At 73.0% G+C, this 15,043-nt stretch carries 15 protein-coding genes; 9 read left to right on the forward strand and 6 right to left on the reverse strand.

Features of this window, described 5'->3' with window-relative positions; translation table 11 throughout:
• Positions 1-6 precede the first annotated feature (6 nt).
• From KIH74_RS19040 to KIH74_RS19060, 5 genes are all read left to right on the forward strand, one after another.
• Positions 7-1,143, forward strand: coding sequence for an ArsA family ATPase (locus KIH74_RS19040; protein WP_214157319.1), 1,137 nt, complete (start codon positions 7-9; stop codon positions 1,141-1,143).
• Between the two features lie 7 nt (positions 1,144-1,150).
• Complete coding sequence (locus tag KIH74_RS19045; RefSeq protein ID WP_214157320.1) at positions 1,151-1,558, forward strand: hypothetical protein; 408 nt, start codon at positions 1,151-1,153, stop codon at positions 1,556-1,558.
• 87 nt (positions 1,559-1,645) lie between these two features.
• Entirely contained in the window at positions 1,646-2,596 is a 951-nt protein-coding gene (locus KIH74_RS19050; protein ID WP_214157321.1) for an ROK family glucokinase, read from the forward strand.
• Entirely contained in the window at positions 2,596-3,585 is a 990-nt protein-coding gene (locus tag KIH74_RS19055) for an ROK family glucokinase (RefSeq protein WP_214157322.1), read from the forward strand. Before KIH74_RS19050 ends, KIH74_RS19055 begins: the two co-directional genes overlap by 1 nt.
• Positions 3,586-3,592: 7 nt before the next feature.
• Complete coding sequence (locus tag KIH74_RS19060) at positions 3,593-4,300, forward strand: endonuclease/exonuclease/phosphatase family protein (RefSeq protein WP_214157323.1); 708 nt, start codon at positions 3,593-3,595, stop codon at positions 4,298-4,300.
• A gap of 19 nt (positions 4,301-4,319) precedes the next feature.
• On the opposite strand, the gene KIH74_RS37830 is transcribed toward KIH74_RS19060, so the two are convergent.
• Together KIH74_RS37830 and KIH74_RS19070 are read right to left on the reverse strand one after the other, a co-directional pair.
• On the reverse strand, positions 4,320-5,168 hold the full coding sequence (locus KIH74_RS37830; RefSeq protein WP_214157324.1) for a hypothetical protein: 849 nt from the start codon (positions 5,166-5,168) through the stop codon (positions 4,320-4,322).
• Positions 5,165-5,572 carry an alpha/beta hydrolase gene (locus KIH74_RS19070; protein ID WP_214157325.1) on the reverse strand — a complete coding sequence of 136 codons (408 nt, stop codon included), beginning with the start codon at positions 5,570-5,572 and terminating at the stop codon, positions 5,165-5,167. The genes KIH74_RS37830 and KIH74_RS19070 overlap by 4 nt, the downstream gene beginning before the upstream one ends.
• A gap of 307 nt (positions 5,573-5,879) precedes the next feature.
• Between KIH74_RS19070 and KIH74_RS19075 the strand changes: the two genes are divergently transcribed.
• The 3 genes from KIH74_RS19075 to KIH74_RS19085 all read left to right on the forward strand — a co-directional run bounded on the left by KIH74_RS19075 (position 5,880) and on the right by KIH74_RS19085 (position 9,319).
• Positions 5,880-6,713: a lysophospholipid acyltransferase family protein gene (locus tag KIH74_RS19075; RefSeq protein WP_214157326.1), complete on the forward strand. Its 834-nt coding sequence runs from the start codon at positions 5,880-5,882 to the stop codon at positions 6,711-6,713.
• 183 nt (positions 6,714-6,896) lie between these two features.
• The gene (locus KIH74_RS19080) at positions 6,897-8,264 is read left to right on the forward strand and encodes a class II 3-deoxy-7-phosphoheptulonate synthase (protein ID WP_372492097.1); all 1,368 of its coding nucleotides are present in this window, start codon (positions 6,897-6,899) and stop codon (positions 8,262-8,264) included.
• Between the two features lie 2 nt (positions 8,265-8,266).
• The gene (locus KIH74_RS19085; protein WP_214157327.1) at positions 8,267-9,319 is read left to right on the forward strand and encodes a threonine aldolase family protein; all 1,053 of its coding nucleotides are present in this window, start codon (positions 8,267-8,269) and stop codon (positions 9,317-9,319) included.
• Positions 9,320-9,364: 45 nt separating this feature from the next.
• Here KIH74_RS19085 and KIH74_RS19090 read toward each other — a convergent pair whose 3' ends face one another.
• The 3 genes from KIH74_RS19090 to KIH74_RS19100 all read right to left on the reverse strand — a co-directional run bounded on the left by KIH74_RS19090 (position 9,365) and on the right by KIH74_RS19100 (position 13,465).
• Positions 9,365-9,886: a GNAT family N-acetyltransferase gene (locus tag KIH74_RS19090; protein ID WP_214157328.1), complete on the reverse strand. Its 522-nt coding sequence runs from the start codon at positions 9,884-9,886 to the stop codon at positions 9,365-9,367.
• An 8-nt stretch (positions 9,887-9,894) separates the two neighbouring features.
• Positions 9,895-12,087: a Stk1 family PASTA domain-containing Ser/Thr kinase gene (locus KIH74_RS19095; RefSeq protein WP_246572705.1), complete on the reverse strand. Its 2,193-nt coding sequence runs from the start codon at positions 12,085-12,087 to the stop codon at positions 9,895-9,897.
• Positions 12,088-12,190: 103 nt separating this feature from the next.
• A complete protein-coding gene (locus tag KIH74_RS19100; RefSeq protein ID WP_214157330.1) occupies positions 12,191-13,465 on the reverse strand; it encodes a LysM peptidoglycan-binding domain-containing protein in 1,275 nt (424 codons plus the stop codon).
• Between the two features lie 178 nt (positions 13,466-13,643).
• Here KIH74_RS19100 and KIH74_RS38750 point away from each other — a divergent pair, with 178 nt between their 5' ends.
• Positions 13,644-14,000, forward strand: coding sequence for an Rv2175c family DNA-binding protein (locus tag KIH74_RS38750; RefSeq protein ID WP_372492098.1), 357 nt, complete (start codon positions 13,644-13,646; stop codon positions 13,998-14,000).
• A gap of 10 nt (positions 14,001-14,010) precedes the next feature.
• Here the strand turns inward: KIH74_RS38750 and KIH74_RS19110 are convergent, their stop codons facing one another.
• Positions 14,011-14,979 (reverse strand): phytoene/squalene synthase family protein, encoded by a 969-nt coding sequence (locus tag KIH74_RS19110; protein ID WP_214157332.1) that lies wholly within the window; start codon positions 14,977-14,979, stop codon positions 14,011-14,013.
• Between the last annotated feature and the right edge of the window lie 64 nt (positions 14,980-15,043).

Here is a 15,043-nt window from a genome sequence, read left to right on the forward strand (position 1 = left end):
CCTGCCATGCGCCTGGTGCTGTTCACCGGCAAGGGCGGTGTGGGCAGAACCACCACCGCGGCCGCGACCGCCGTGCGCGCGGCCGGTCAGGGCCGCAAGACCCTGCTGGTGTCGGCCGGTTCGGCGCCCTCGCTCGACGACGTGCTGGGGTGCCCGGCCGGTGACCTGAACGGCCCGGTCGAGGTCGGCGCCGGGGTGGCTGCCGGGCTGTTCGCGGTGCGGGCCGATCCGCGCACGGCCGCCCGGCACCTGCCCGGGCGCACGCACGACCTGCTGCTCGACGCGCTCGACGACCTCGGCGTGGACCCGCTGGCCCTGGACGACCTGGCCGACCTGCCCGGGCTGGACGACCTGCTCACCCTGCTCGTGCTGCGCGACCAGGTGCGCGACGGCCCGTGGGACCTGGTGGTGCTCGACTGCCCACCCCCGTCCGCGGCGTTCCGCCTGCTCACCACGCCCGACCTGCTCGGGCGGCTGCTGCACCGGCTGCTCCCGATGGACCGCCGCATCGCCCGGCTCACCGCCCGCGCCGATCCCGGTGACCCGCTGGTGGCCGGCGCCGACCTGCTGGCCGCAGAGCTCGCGGGGGTGCGCTCGATGCTGACCGCCGAGGACGCGTCCGTGCGGCTGGTCACCACGCCGGAACGGGTGGTGCTGGCGGAGACCCGCCGCCTGTTCACGGCCCTGACGATGTCCGGGTTCGCGATCGACGCCGTTCTGGTCAACCGGCTGGAAGGGGACCGGAACGGGGTGGTGCCCGCCGAGGCCTCGTCGTCCTTCGGTGACCTGCCGGTGCTGCGCCTGAACCAGGCCGCGCACGAGCCGCGCGGTGTGGAACGCCTGGCCGAACTGGCTCGTGGGCTCGGCCCGGAACCGCCGGTGCCGGTTGCCGCTCCCTTCGGGATCGACCGAACGGCAACCGGTTTCGACCTCCGGATCGCGCTGCCGCTGGCCCGTCCGGACGAGCTCGACCTGGGCCGCCGGGGTGACGACCTGGTGATCACCGTGGGTGGCTACCGTCGGCTGCTGGCCCTGCCGGGAGTGCTGCGGCGCTGCCGCACCGACGGCGCGAGCCTGCGTGAGGGCGTCCTCACCGTGGCCTTCGTGCCCGACCCCGCCGAGTTCCCGTCCCGATGGGTGTGAGTGTTCTGTGAATCACCGTCATCTCGACCCCGACCTGCTGGCCGGCGCCGTGCCGGCGGCCTGGGCGCAGGACGCCCGGCGCGCGCTCGGGGCGCTCCAGGACGCGCTCACTCCCACGGAACCCGGAACACCGGGGGACGACGAGAGAACCGGGACCTCCTGCCCGGTCTGTCTCGGCACTGCGGCCCTTCACCGGCACGGGCCCGCTCTGCTCGACCGGATCGGCGTGCTGGCCACGGCTCTGGCCTCGGCCTTGCGCGAGGACGGCGCGGAAACGGAGACTCCAGGCGATACCGAGGAAGGCGCCGGAACGGGCGAATCGGGTCCGGCCGGGCTCCGGGAGGGTGACCGGGGGACCGCGCCGACCCACCGTCGTCGTCCGCCCACTACGGTTCAGATCGACGTCTCCGGCTGACCCGCCTCCCGCGGCCGCCCGGAGACCGCACTGACTGACCGTCCCGGGAACCGTCCGGGACCTGGAGACTGAACAGGGGATCCGACCGTGGAACTGACGATCGGGGTGGATGTCGGCGGCACGAAGATCGCCGCCGGTGTCGTGGACGCCGATGGACGGATTCTCGAGCGACTGCGGGTGCCGACCCCGGAGACCGTCGACGAGATCGACGCCAGCATCGCCGAGGCCGTCGAGCAGCTGCGCGCCAGCGAGAGCGGCGGGTCCGTGGCCGCCGTCGGCGTCGCCGCGGCCGGCTTCGTGAACGAGCACCGCACCACCGTGCGCTTCGCGCCGAACATCGCCTGGCGTGAGCACGAGCTCGCCGACGCGGTGGGCAAGCGGGTTCAGCTGCCGGTGATCGTGGAGAACGACGCCAACGCGGCGGCCTGGGCCGAGTTCCGGTTCGGCGCCGGCCGGGATGCCACCGACGTGGTCACCGTCACCGTCGGCACCGGCGTCGGCGGCGGCATCGTGCTGGACGGCAAGCTGATCCGCGGCGCCTTCGGGATGGCCGCCGAGATCGGCCACATGCGGGTCGTGCCGAACGGCCGCGCCTGCGGCTGCGGGCAGACCGGCTGCTGGGAGCAGTACGCGTCCGGCCGGGCCCTGGCCCGCTCCGCGTTCGAGCTGGCGATCCGTGACCCGAAGGCCGCGGCCCCGCTGATCGAGGCGGCCGGCGGCAAGATCGACGGGCTGGTCGGCAGCATGATCACCGAGGTCGCGCTCGCCGGTGACCCGGCCGCGATCGGCCTGTTCGCCGAGCTCGGCCGCTGGCTGGGCGAGGGTGTGGCCGCCCTCGCCAACGTGCTCGACCCGGCGGTCGTGGTGATCGGCGGCGGTGTGGCCGAGGTCGGCGACCTGCTGCTGGAGCCGGCCCGCAAGGCCTTCAATCACCACCTCTCGGCCGGTGCCAACCGCCCGCACCTGCAACTGCGCGGCGCCGAGATGGGCAACGACGCGGGCATCATCGGGGCCGCCGACCTGGCGCGCACCCGCTGATGCCGCCCTCGGCCAAGGACGCGTCGCGTGGTCTGGCGATCGGCGTCGACATCGGCGGTACCAAGGTGGCGGCCGGGGTGGTGGACGCCAGCGGGGCGGTGATCGCCCGGGCCCGCCGCGCCACCCCGTCACGGCACGCGGACGCCCGCGTGGTCGAGGCGACCATCGCCGACGTGGTGGAGGAGCTGCGGCAGGACCGCGACATCGTCGGGGTCGGTATCGGCGCGGCCGGTTTCGTCGACGCCGAGCGCGCCCGGGTGCTCTTCGCGCCGCACCTGGCGTGGCGCAACGAGCCGTTGCGCGACGGTGTGGCGGCGGCCGTCGGGCTGCCCGTCATCGTCGAGAACGACGCCAACGCGGCGGCCTGGGCGGAGTCCCGGTTCGGCGCCGGCCGGGCCGAGTCCCGGCTGGTGATGGTCACGCTCGGCACCGGGATCGGCGGCGGCATCGTCACCGACGGTGTGATCCAGCGCGGCCGGTACGGGATGGCCGGTGAGTTCGGGCACATGGTGGTCGTGCCGGACGGACGGCGCTGCGAGTGCGGTAACCGGGGTTGCCTGGAGCAGTACGCGTCGGGCAACGTGCTCGGCCGGGAGGCACGGGAGATGGCGGCGGCCGGTTCACCGGTCACCGTGCCGCTCGTGCAGCGGGTCAAGGGCGACCACTCGGCGCTGGTCGGGCCGCTGATCACCGAGGCGGCCATGGACGGCGACCCGGCCGCGGTGGAACTGTTCCACGAGGTCGGGCGCTGGCTCGGGATCGGCCTGGCCAACCTGGCCGCCGCGCTCGACCCCGGGCTCTTCGTGATCGGCGGCGGGGTATCGGACGCGGGCGACCTGCTGCTGGCACCGGCGCGCGAGTCGTTCCGGCGCACCCTGACCGGCCGGGGCTTCCGGCCGTTCGCCTCGATCGTGAAGGCCGCCCTCGGGCCGGAGGCGGGACTGGTCGGCGCGGCCGACCTGGCCCGCCGGGAAACACAGACGGGATGAGACCGACGTGACCGAGCCGGGACCCCGGATCCGTGTGCTGACCTGGAACGTGCGGCATCTCCAGGGCGATCCGCTGGCCGTGCACCGGGTGGTGCGGGCCGCGGACCCCGACGTGTTCTGCCTCCAGGAAGGCCCCCGGGTGCCCGGCTCGCACCGTCAGTTCACCCGCCTGGCCCGGGACTGCGGCCTGCACCTGCTGGAGGGCGGCCGGGCGGCCGGTAGCAACGCGCTGATGGTCTCCGGCCGCATGCGCGCCCAGGACGTGGCCGCGTTCACCTTCCCGCTGGGGCACTGGCGCGACAACCGCCGCGGCGCGGTGCTGGCCACCGTGCAGCCGCTGATCGGCGGCCCGGCGCTGCGCATCGCCTCGGTGCACCTGCCCACCGACCAGGCCACCCGGCTCGGGCACGTGCGCTCGCTGTCGCGTCAGCTGCGCGACTTCGGTTTGCCCCCGGTGCTGGCAGGCGATCTGAACGAGCCGCCCGGCGGGGAGTCCTGGCAGGCCCTGGAACCGCTGGTGTCGGACCCGGCGCCGGACGCGCCGGTCACCTACCCGACGTCCTCGCCCCGGCGCCGGATCGACGCGGTCCTGACCGGGCGCGGCATCGAGGTGCTGGAGTACGGCGTGTGGCAGGCGGCCGAGCGGGACCTGCGGCTGGCCAGCGACCACCTGCCGGTGGTGGCCGAGCTTCGGGTCGGCTCAGGGGTCAGCTAAGGGTCGGCCACGGGGTCGGCTAGACCACGGCGCCGTCGTCGCCGTCGTCATCGCGGTGCTTGGGCATGCGGGCGACGAGGGTGACGAAGCCGCCGGCGAAGGCGGCGAGCGCGACCAGGATGGCCAGTTGCGGTGGGCGCCAGGCGATCACCGAGATCAGCAGGAACAGCGGGCCCCCGATGACAGCGGCCCAGGCCAGACGGCCCAGGGTGTCGCCCCGGGGCAGTGGCGGCGGCTCCGGCGGCTCGAACCGGTGCTCCGGCTCGTCGGCGGGCGTGTAGTCGCGGGGGCCGGAGCCGCGCAGCTCGGAGGGCAGCTGGTCCGGGTCGAACTCGTCCAGCGGGCCCAGGTCACGGATGCCCTGACCGCCGGGCAGCGGGTCCTCACCGGCGAACTCCCAGTCGGTGCCCCACTCCGAGCCACGCATCCGGCCGGGGGTGGGAGGGGCGGCGGTGCCGGTCTCGTCGTCCTCGTAGTGGCGACGCGCCTCGGCGGCCTCCTCGGCCGTGGGCCAGGCGGTGGGCGGTTCCTCGCCCCAGCCGGCCACGATCTCGGCGAAACGGGCCTCGATGTCGAGGTTCTCGGCGTCACCTGGGGTGTTCCCGGGCCCGCCGGGCGAGCCGTCGGGCGTCCCGGCGGAGGGGCCGGCCGGCGAGTCGCCGGACGCGCCGCCGGATGCGCCGGGGGGTGTCGTCGCGCCCGGGGTGCCACCGGGCGTCCCGCTCGCCGAGCCACCCGGAGACCCCGGTGAGCCGGGCGTCCCGGTCACCTCGGGCGTCCCCTCGGTGGACCGGCCCGTGGAGGACGACCGGGTGGGGTCGGCGCCGGTGTCGCCGTCGTGGTCGGGCACGTCGCCGGTGGTGCTCATCGCAGAACCGCCACGTCGGTGCGGGAGGAGTTCACCCGGTCGAGGATGAGAGCGCTGCTGCTGGCCGGCACGACATGGTCCTCGTTAGGGCGGAAGAGCAGCAGGGGCTGGCTCACCGCGGGCAGGTCCGCGACCACCGTGCGGTAGCCACGCAGCATCGAGTGTAGGGCGTGGGAGGGAATCCGGTCATGGTCATCCCCGACCACGCCGGGCCCTACCACGTCGTTCCCGCCGGGCGGGAGCCGCCGCGGAACCGGGAGGGCGCGCAGACCGCGGTCTTCCGGCCGCACCGCCGGGTTGACGAGGATCACGCCGTCGACCCCCGGCAGCGGGCCGTGCCGCGGGGCCGGTTGCCGGGCCGGGGCGCCGTGGGCGAAGGGCTCGGCTCCCGCACGGACGGTCACGGCGGCTCCTCGTCGATCGTCGAACTCCAGCGCCATCGTTACATGAGGAGGGGGAGTTATCGAGGGGTCTGGCGAATCCGGCCGAAAGGGCGGGTGCGACCGCTCACGTCATGCCCTCGTCACGTCGCCGCGCGCGCCGACGGACCGGTCAACTATGGACGAATCGGACTTGACGCGGACGCATCTTGGCGGTCGGGCCCATGACAATGGATAGTGTGCTCCGGCCGGGCGAGGCGTCGCCGGGCCCGCCGGGTCGCGGTGGCCCGGTTGCGCACGTGCGCGCTGGCACGCGGTCAAGGAGGTGTCGATGCTCTACTGGCTGCTGCGGCGCATACTTCTCGGACCTCTCATCCGAGTGCTGTACAAGCCGTGGGTGAAAGGCCTGGAGAACGTTCCGAAGAAGGGGCCGGTCATCCTGGCCAGCAACCATCTCTCGTTCTCCGACCATTTCTTCCTGCCCCTGCACGTGAACCGGAAGATCACCTTCCTGGCCAAGGCCGAGTACTTCAACGGCCGGGGCGTGAAGGGCCGGCTGACGGCCATGTTCTTCCGTGGCGTCGGGCAGATCCCGATCGAGCGCGCCGGGGGCCGGGCCTCCGAGGCGGCTCTGCGCACCGGGATGAAGGTGCTCGACAAGGGTGAGCTGCTCGGCATCTACCCGGAGGGCACGCGCTCGCCGGACGGCCGGCTGTACCGCGGCCGCACCGGGGTGGCCCGGATGGCTCTGGAGACCGGGATCCCGGTGATCCCGGTCGCGATGATCTCGACCTTCGAGGTGCAGCCGCCCGGCAAGCTGATCCCGCGGCTGCTGCCCAAGGGCGAGGTCGGCGTGGTCATCGGTGAGCCGCTGGACTTCTCCCGCTACGAGGGCATGGCCACCGACCGGTTCGTGCTGCGCTCGGTGACCGACGAGATCATGTACCAGCTGATGGTGCTGTCCAACCAGGAGTACGTGGACATCTACGCGGCCACCATGAAGGAGCGCCTGGCCGCCGCCAAGCGCTCCGGTGCCGACGGGGGCCTGCCCTCCGGGCACGCGGAGCTGTCGGTGACGCCGGGCGGGCACCCCGCCCCGGCCGCCGCCGAGGAGCCCGCCGCCGAGACCGGCAAGAACAAGAAGAAGGACGACGACGCCGCCTGACGGCGCCCGCGGCCCGGCACACACCTCTCGCCCGAGAGGTGTGTGCCGGGCCTCGTCCTGGCCGGAGATCTTCCGGTGCAGGCCCGGTTCCGGCGTGAAACCTGATATCCCGGAAAGGGGTTGCGCTCCCCACGTACTCTTGTCGTCGTGAGCGCCCCACTGCATCCCATCACCAGTGCCGATCTGTACCCCACCAGCACGCCCGACACGGCGGCCGCTGCTCTGGAGGCCGGACTCGACCTGTGGCGTGACCTGCCCGCCGCACAGCAGCCGGAGTGGCCCGACCCGGCCGAGCTCGAGGCTGTCACCGCCGAGCTGGCCTCCGTGCCCCCGCTGGTGTTCGCGGGGGAGTGCGACCTGCTCCGCGGGCAGCTGGCCGCCGCCTCGCGCGGTGAGGCGTTTCTGCTCCAGGGCGGTGACTGCGCCGAGACCTTCGCCGAGGCCACGGCCGACCGCATCCGCAACAAGATCAAGACGATGCTCCAGATGGCCGTCGTGCTGACCTACGGGGCCAGCATGCCGGTGATCAAGCTGGGCCGGATGGCCGGTCAGTACTCCAAGCCGCGCAGCAGCACCAGCGAGACCCGTCAGGGCGTCACGCTGCCGGCCTACCGCGGCGACGCGATCAACGGCTTCCCGTTCGACGAGGCGTCCCGGGTGCCCGACCCGAAGCGGCTGCTGAAGGCGTACCACACCTCCAGCTCCACGCTGAACCTGATCCGCGCCTTCACCAAGGGCGGCTTCGCCGACCTGCGCCAGGTGCACGAGTGGAACCGGGGCTTCGTCAGCAGCCCGGCCAACGCCCGCTACGAGGTGATGGCCCGCGACATCGACCGCGCGATGAAGTTCATGATCGCCGCCGGCGGCGACTCCGACGCGCTGCGCACCGTCGACTTCTGGTCCAGCCACGAGGGGCTGCTGCTCGACTACGAGCGCGCCCTCACCCGCATCGACTCGCGCACCGGCTCGCCCTACAACGTGTCGGCACACTTCGTCTGGATCGGTGAGCGCACCCGTCAGCTCGACGGCGCGCACGTCGACCTGATGTCGCGGGTGCGCAACCCGATCGGCGTGAAGATCGGCCCGACCACCACGCCCGACGACCTGATGCGGCTGGTCGACAAGCTCGACCCCGAGCGCGAGCCCGGCCGTCTCACCCTGGTCAGCCGGATGGGCGCGGGCAAGATCCGCTCCAACCTGCCCGCCCTGGCCGAGACCACGCGGAAAGAGGGCCTGCCGGCCCTGTGGATCTGTGACCCGATGCACGGCAACACGTTCGAGTCGGCGTCCGGCTACAAGACGCGCCGTTTCGACGACGTGATGGACGAGGTGCGCGGCTTCTTCGAGGTGCACAACGCGGTCGGCACCGTCCCCGGCGGGCTGCACGTCGAGCTCACCGGTGACGACGTCACCGAGTGCCTGGGCGGCGCCGAGCACATCGACGACGCCGACCTGGCCAGCCGCTACGAGACGCTCTGCGACCCGCGGCTGAACCACCAGCAGTCGCTGGAGATGGCGTTCCTCGTCGCCGAGATGCTGACCGGCCGCTGATCGTGACCACTCCCGTCGTGGACCTGCGCAGCGACACGCTGACCAGGCCCACCCCCGGCATGGTCGAGGCGATCGCCACCGCGCAGGTCGGCGACGACGTCTACGGCGAGGACCCGGAGATCAACGCCCTCGAGGCGGAGGTGGCGGAACTGCTCGGCCACGAGGCCGGGCTGTTCTGCCCCACCGGCTCGATGACCAACATGCTCGGCGTGCGTGCCCTGGTTCCGCCGGGGCAGGAGGTCATCTGCGACTCGATGGCCCACATCGTGCGCGCCGAGCTCGGTGGGCACGCGGTGTTCGGCCAGGTCACCACCCGCACCTGGCAGAGCGACCGGGGGCTCGTCGACGCCGACGCGGTGCTGGCCATGGCGGTGCCCGACGCCGGGGCCTACTTCGTGTCCACCGCCGCGGTCGCCGTCGAAGACACCCACAACTTCGGCGGCGGCACCGTGCAGTCGGTGCCCGAGCTGCGGCGGCTGCGGGCCGGTGCGGCGGCCCTCGGCCTGGGTGTGCACCTCGACGGTGCCCGGCTGTGGAACGCCCACGTCGCCACCGGCGTGCCGCTGTCCGAGTACGGGTCGCTGGCCGACACGATCTCGGTCTGCCTGTCCAAGGGCCTGGGCGCCCCGGTCGGGTCGGTGCTGGTCAGCACCGCCGACCGGATCGCCGAGGCGCGGGTGTGGCGCAAGCGGATGGGTGGTGGCATGCGCCAGGCCGGAATCCTCGCGGCGGCCGGCCGTTACGCGCTGCGCCACCACGTCACCCGGCTCGGCGACGACCACGCCCGGGCCCACGCCATCGCCGTGGCCCTGGCCGGTGTCGACCCGTCCATCGTGGATCCAGACCTGGTGCGCACCAACATCGTGGCGTCGGTGTGGCCCTCGGCGTCCGCCGCCCAGGCCTTCATCGCCGGGTGCGCCGAGGCGGGCATCCGGGTGGGCTCGGTCGGTTCGCGCGTGGTCCGGCTGGTCACCCACCTCGACATCGACGAGGCCGGCGCGGCCCGGGCGGCCGAGGTGCTGCCCGCCGTCGCCAAGCAGGCGCTCGCGGTCTGATCAATCACGGACGACGCGGGGTCCGTCCGGGCCCGGCGTCGTCCGTCAGTTCGTCGCCGGGTCGTTGCGCAGCCGGCTGTACTGAACCAGGTCGTGCCACGCACCACCGCGGAACTGGGCGCCCCGCAGGAGGCCCTCGCGGGTGAAGCCGGCCTTCTCCAGAGAACGCTGCTCGGCCAGGTTCTCGATGTCGGTGCTGGCCTCGACCCGGTTCACCGTGGTGTGGCGGAACAGCCACTCGCAGACCAGACGCTGGGCCCGGCTGCCGACTCCCTGGCCGCGTGCCGCCGGGGCGATCGCGATGCCGATGTTCAGGGCCTGGCTGCCGCGGTTGGGGCCGTAGTGCACCGGATGCCACTGCACCGCCCCTACCGGACGGCCCGCCACGCAGATCATCAGCGTGCCGTTGTCTTCCCCGAGCAGCCCGTCCACGTCCCAGCGTTCGGGGAACGGGTTCTGCCGTCGCGCCATCGGCAGGAAGTCGCCGTACACCGACTCGTGCTCCGGGTCGTTGCGCCACTGACCGAGCAGGTCGAGGTCCTCCGCGCCGACGGCGCGGAGGGTCACGTGCGCACTCACCAGGTTTTCAGCACGACCGTGGAGCCGACGTCGGCCGGGCCGGTGACGCTCTGCTCGCGAACCGTGTTGGAGAAGCCCCAGCCCTGGTGCTCCACCTTGAACCCGAGTCCCTCGATGGTCGCCTTGGCCTGGTTGATGTCCTGGCCGACCACGTTGGGCACCTCGACCTGGGCGGGAGCCTTGACCACCGTGAGGGTGACCGTGCTCCCCTTGGCCACGGTCTGGCCGTTCGTGGTGACCGCCGGGTCCTGAGCCGTGACCGTGCCGGCGGCGGGAGCGCCGTCGTACGAATCGATCTCGTTGACCTGGACCGTCAGCCCCTTGCTCTCCAGCAGGGCCTTGGCGGTGTCGACGTTCTGGTTCACCACGTTGTCGAGCGTGACCGGCTCGATGCCCTTGCTGATGACCAGCTTGACCTTGCGGCCGGGGGACACCTTGGAGTCGGCCTTGGGCGAGCTGGAGATGACCTTGCCCTCGTCGACGTTCGCGCTGTATTCCTGCGAGGTGGCGCCGACCGCGAGACCGGCGGACTCCAGGGCACTCTTCGCGTCGGCCTCGGTCTTGCCCTTCAGGCTGGGCACGGCCACCATCTCGGGGCCCTTGCTGACCACGATCGTGACGGTGCCGTTCTTCTTCACCTTGCCGCCGCCGGACGGGTCCGACGAGATCACCGTGCCGTTGGCCACGTCGGAGTTGAACTGCTCCTCGACCTCGGCGGTCAGGCCCTGGAGCACGACGACGCGTTGCGCGTCGGCCGTGGACATGCCCGCCACCGACGGCACCCGCACGTAGGAGCCCGGGCCGCCGGTGAACCACCAGACGCCGGTGAGTACCAGGGCCAGCACCACCACAAGCGCGATGACACCGGTGATCACGGTGCGGCGGCCGGTGCCGAAGACGCCGGGCGGCGCCTCCTCCTCGTCGTTGTGCACCTTCAGCCGCGGGACCAGGGACTCCTTGGCCAGGCTGCGGCCCTCGCGCCGGGACAGGGCGCGGGTGGGCTGGTGGCCCTGGGCCGGCGCCGGGGCGGCGCCGGGAGCCGGCTGGTACAGAGCGGTGGCCTCGGAGTCGGTCACCGGCTGGTAGAGCGCGGTGGCCTGGTCGTCGGGGTGGTGCGAGAGCGACAGCTCGGCGCTGCCCGGGGTGACGATGCGGGTCGGCCCGCCGGGGCCCAGGTCGGGCAGGTCGGAGCGGGAGTAGACGGCCGTGGCGTTGTGGCCCGCGGCCGCCACCTGGGTGGCCGGGCCGAACACCTGGGTGGCGTTGCTCTCGTCGGGGGCCGGGGGCAGGTCGTGGCGCAGCACGTCGGCGTCGGCGGCGCGCACGTCGAGCAGCTCCGGCGGCACCGACGCGCGGGCGGCGCGGAACTCGCTGAGCGCGGCGTCGGCGGTGACCGGGCGGTTGTCGGGGTTGGGATCGGTGAGCCGCAGCACCAGCGCGTCGAACGCGTCGGTCAGGTTGGGCGCGATCTGCGTGGGGGTGGGCACCCGCTCGTACACGTGCCGGTAGGCCACCTGGAGCGGGTCGTCGCCGGTGTACGGCTGACGGCCGGTGAGCAGCTCGAACAGGATGATGCCGGCGGCGTAGACATCGGCCCGGGCGTCGGCGTGACCGTGTGCCACCAGTTCGGGCGGCAGGTACGCGACGGTGCCGAGCAGCTCGTCGGTGGCAGCCGTGGCGATCGGCGCGGTGACGGCGGCGGCCAGACCGAAGTCGGCGACCTTGATCCGGCCGTCGTCGGTGAGGACGACGTTCTCCGGCTTCACGTCACGGTGCACGATGCCGGCCCGGTGGGCGGCGCCGAGCGCGCCGAGCACCGGCTCCAGCACCGAGAAGCTCTCGCGCGGAGTCAGCGCGCCGCGCGACGACAGCACGTCGCGCAGGGTGCGGCCGGGCAGGTACTCCATGGCGAGGTAGAGCACGCCGGAGGTCTCGTCGGCGCCCTGGTCGAACACGCCGACGACGTTCGGGTGCGAGAGCCTGGCGGCAGACCGGGCCTCACGGATGAACCGGGTGACGAACTCGGGGTCGTCGGCCAGGTTCTCGTGCATCACCTTGAGCGCGACCTCTCGGTCCAGCCGCCGGTCAACTGCGAGGTAGACCGTGGCCATGCCGCCTCGAGCGATCCGGGACCGGACCAGGTACCGCCCGTCGACCAGTCGGCCGACCAGTGGATCCTGGAGTGTCATGTCCACGATCGGCAGTCTAAGGCCGCCGGGGAGTGACTGGTCCACATCTCCCGGGCCACGACCGTCACACAGGTCTCCACCGCAGCCGGAAAATCGGCTCTGATCAGCGAAAACGCAATTTCAGAGTACGGACGGTCGCGACATAACGCCGGGTGTCCGGAAAAGTGCCGTGACGCCGCACCGAGGCCAGGCCCTGGTAGTAGCCGGCCAGCGCGGTCTGCTCGTCGGCGTGGTGCCCGAGAGCCAGCAGCAGCACCACCCCGGCGGTGATGTTGTCTTTCGTGTCGAGCAGGTCGAGCGGCCGTCCGAGCAGCTCACCGGCCCAGGCCCCGGCCGACGGCAGCACCTGCATGACCCCGATCGCGTTGGCCGGCGACACCAGGCGGTGGTCGAAGCCGGACTCCATCGAGGCCACGGCCAGGGCGAGGGCCGGGTCCAGGCCGAAGTGCACCGCGGTGGCCCGGACCAGGCCGCGCACGGTGGCCCGGTCCGGCACGTCGGCCCGTTCCAGCGCCCGGCGGTTGGCCGCGGCGGCCCGGGTGACGGCGGCCGGGTAGGAGCGGTGCGGGAGATCGCCGGCGGGCAGCACCTCGCCGCGGCGGGTGCGCCGCCGGCGCGCGGCCTGCTCGCGGGTGGTGTCCGGCTCCCGCCCGGAACCCGGTTCCCGCCCGGAACCCGGCTCACGGGTGGGGCCCGGCTCGTGGGCTGGGGTCCGCTCGGCGGCGGTGTCGGGGGGCGGTGGTCCGGCGGTCCGTCTTCGGGGCCGGGGGTGCAGGGCGAGGGCCGGCAGCCGGACCAGCTGCCCGGCCTTCAGCGCGGCTCCGGGGCGCATCCCGTTCGCGGCCAGCACGGCGCGCCCGGAGCAGCCGGCCAGCCGGGCCACAGCCTCCAGGTCGTCGCCGGGCTTGACCCGGTAGGCCAGGGCCGGAGCGTCGCCGGCGTCGACCGGGTGCAGGCCGGTGGCCGCGGCCCGGCGCCGGGCCAGGCTGTTCTCGTCCGGGTCGGCCGCGACCAGGGCGGCCAGCAGCACCCGGGGAGCCGCGGTGCGCAGCGCGGCCGTGGGCGGGGCCGGCGGCAGCGCCGGCAGGTGCGGGATCGAGTCCGGTGTCGTGCCCGGCCGGCCGAGCAGGAACAGGGGGGCCGGCGCGGGGGCCGGCGGCGCCGTGGGTGACGGCAGGCCGACCAGCGTGGTCAGGCGGGTGCGGCGCAGCAGCAGCTGAACACCCGGGCCGGGGCGCTGGGCGCGGTGCCGGGGTGCGGCGGGAGCGTGCGGTGGGCGGGGTCTTTCGTCGTCCACCAAGGGGTTGCCGAGCGGGAACGGCGCGGGACCGGCAGGACCGAGGGGACCCGGCGAGGTGCCGAGGAACGGGTCGGTCATGGGCCGGTGCATCCTCTCGGTCTCGATCGGGGCGCGGGCCATGGATGGGCGCGCGCGGATCATTGTGCAACAGAGAGTAGGCAATTAGCGACGACCTGTGACCTGGGCATGTCTCGAACTGTCGGTGGGACGTGGCACGCTGGTTCTTGTGTCAGACACACCCCAGAAAACCAGCGACGTGCTCAGTGACGGCCCCGAGGGCGAGCGGGTCTGGCTGCCGCTGCCCGACGTGGCCGAGCAGCTCGGCATCGACTTCGGCAAGGTCCGCCGCCTGCTCCAGGAGCGGGTGCTCATCGGCATGCGCCGCGGTGAGCGCAAGATCATGTGCGTGCCGGCGGAACTGCTGAAAGACGGCGCTCCGCTGCCCGACCTCCAGGGCACCCTCGTGGTGCTGGCCGACTCCGGCTTCTCCGACGAGGAGGCGCTGCGGTGGCTGTTCACCGACGACGACTACCCGGGCACCCCGGTCGACGCCCTGCGCACCGGCCACCGCAAGACCGAGGTGCGGCGCCGGGCGCAGGCTCTGGCGTTCTGACGGGCGTTCCCTAGGAGGGCGCGTTCCCGGCCGGCGCCTTCTCCGAGTCGTCGGCGGCCACCGCACCCCGGTGCGTCCGCCGGGCCTGACGGGCCCGGCGGGCCGCCGGCAGCGCCACCGCCAGCCGGCGCGGCAGCGACACCGAGGCGCGCTTGGTGAGCACCTGGTAGTCGATCTTCTCGACCGCGTCCAGGATCTCCGAGTACAGCGTGTACGCGGTGCGCATGCAGTCCTGCGAGGTCGGGTGCAGCATCGCGATGCCCGGCTCGGCGAACGCGTACAGCCGCCGGGTGCGCTCGATCTCGAACTTCAGCAGCTCCCGCACCATCGGGGTGACCACGCCGCCGCCCAGCGCCTCGCGGGTCACGCCGAAGCTGTCCAGGTCTTCCTGCGGCAGGTACACGCGACCCCGTTGCAGGTCCTCGCCCACGTCCCGGATGAAGTTCGACATCTGGAAGGCCTCGCCCAGCGCCCGGGCCCGGGCCGCCGCCTCCGGGTGCTGCGGCTCGAGGATCGGCAGCATCTGAAGGCCGATCACCGCCGCCGACCCGAACATGTACTGCTCCAGGTCTGCGTAGGTCTGGTAGCCGGTGATCGTGCCGTCCATCGCCATCGACTCGAGGAACGCCTCGATGTGCACGCGAGGGATCTGCCAGCGCCGCATCGTGTGCAGCATGGCCACAGCGGCCGGGTCGTCGGGCACCGGCCCGCCGGACAGCGCCTGGAGGAACTCGTTGCCCCAGGTCTCCAGTGCCGCCGGGTCGGGTGCCACCAGCGAGTCGACGAACTCGTCGGCGGAGCGGGCGAACCCGTACAGCGCCCACACGTACGGACGCTTCTCCGGCGGCAGCAGCATCGACGCCAGGTAGTAGGTCTTGCCGTGCTCCGCGTTGAGGCGGCGGCACGTCTCGTAGGCCGCCCGCAGCTTCAGATCACCGATCCTGGCCGCATCCAGGGCCTGGTCGCTCACCCGCGACATCCCGCCTCCAGCCTGATTGTCACTACCGTCACATCCTGTTTCCGGAGATTAACGCCGACCGGCG

The organism is Kineosporia corallincola, assembly GCF_018499875.1.
GTDB classification, from domain to species: Bacteria; Actinomycetota; Actinomycetes; order Actinomycetales; family Kineosporiaceae; genus Kineosporia; species Kineosporia corallincola.

What these genes read in the sequence shown, in the direction of transcription:
- KIH74_RS19055 (WP_214157322.1), top strand. Translation starts at nt 2,596, where the DNA reads ATGCCGCCCTCGGCCAAGGACGCGTCGCGTGGTCTGGCGATCGGCGTC.
- KIH74_RS19075 (WP_214157326.1), top strand. Translation starts at nt 5,880, where the DNA reads ATGCTCTACTGGCTGCTGCGGCGCATACTTCTCGGACCTCTCATCCGA.
- KIH74_RS19110 (WP_214157332.1), bottom strand. Translation starts at nt 14,979, where the DNA reads ATGTCGCGGGTGAGCGACCAGGCCCTGGATGCGGCCAGGATCGGTGAT.
- KIH74_RS19040 (WP_214157319.1), top strand. Translation starts at nt 7, where the DNA reads ATGCGCCTGGTGCTGTTCACCGGCAAGGGCGGTGTGGGCAGAACCACC.
- KIH74_RS37830 (WP_214157324.1), bottom strand. Translation starts at nt 5,168, where the DNA reads ATGAGCACCACCGGCGACGTGCCCGACCACGACGGCGACACCGGCGCC.
- KIH74_RS19100 (WP_214157330.1), bottom strand. Translation starts at nt 13,465, where the DNA reads ATGACCGACCCGTTCCTCGGCACCTCGCCGGGTCCCCTCGGTCCTGCC.
- KIH74_RS19095 (WP_246572705.1), bottom strand. Translation starts at nt 12,087, where the DNA reads ATGACACTCCAGGATCCACTGGTCGGCCGACTGGTCGACGGGCGGTAC.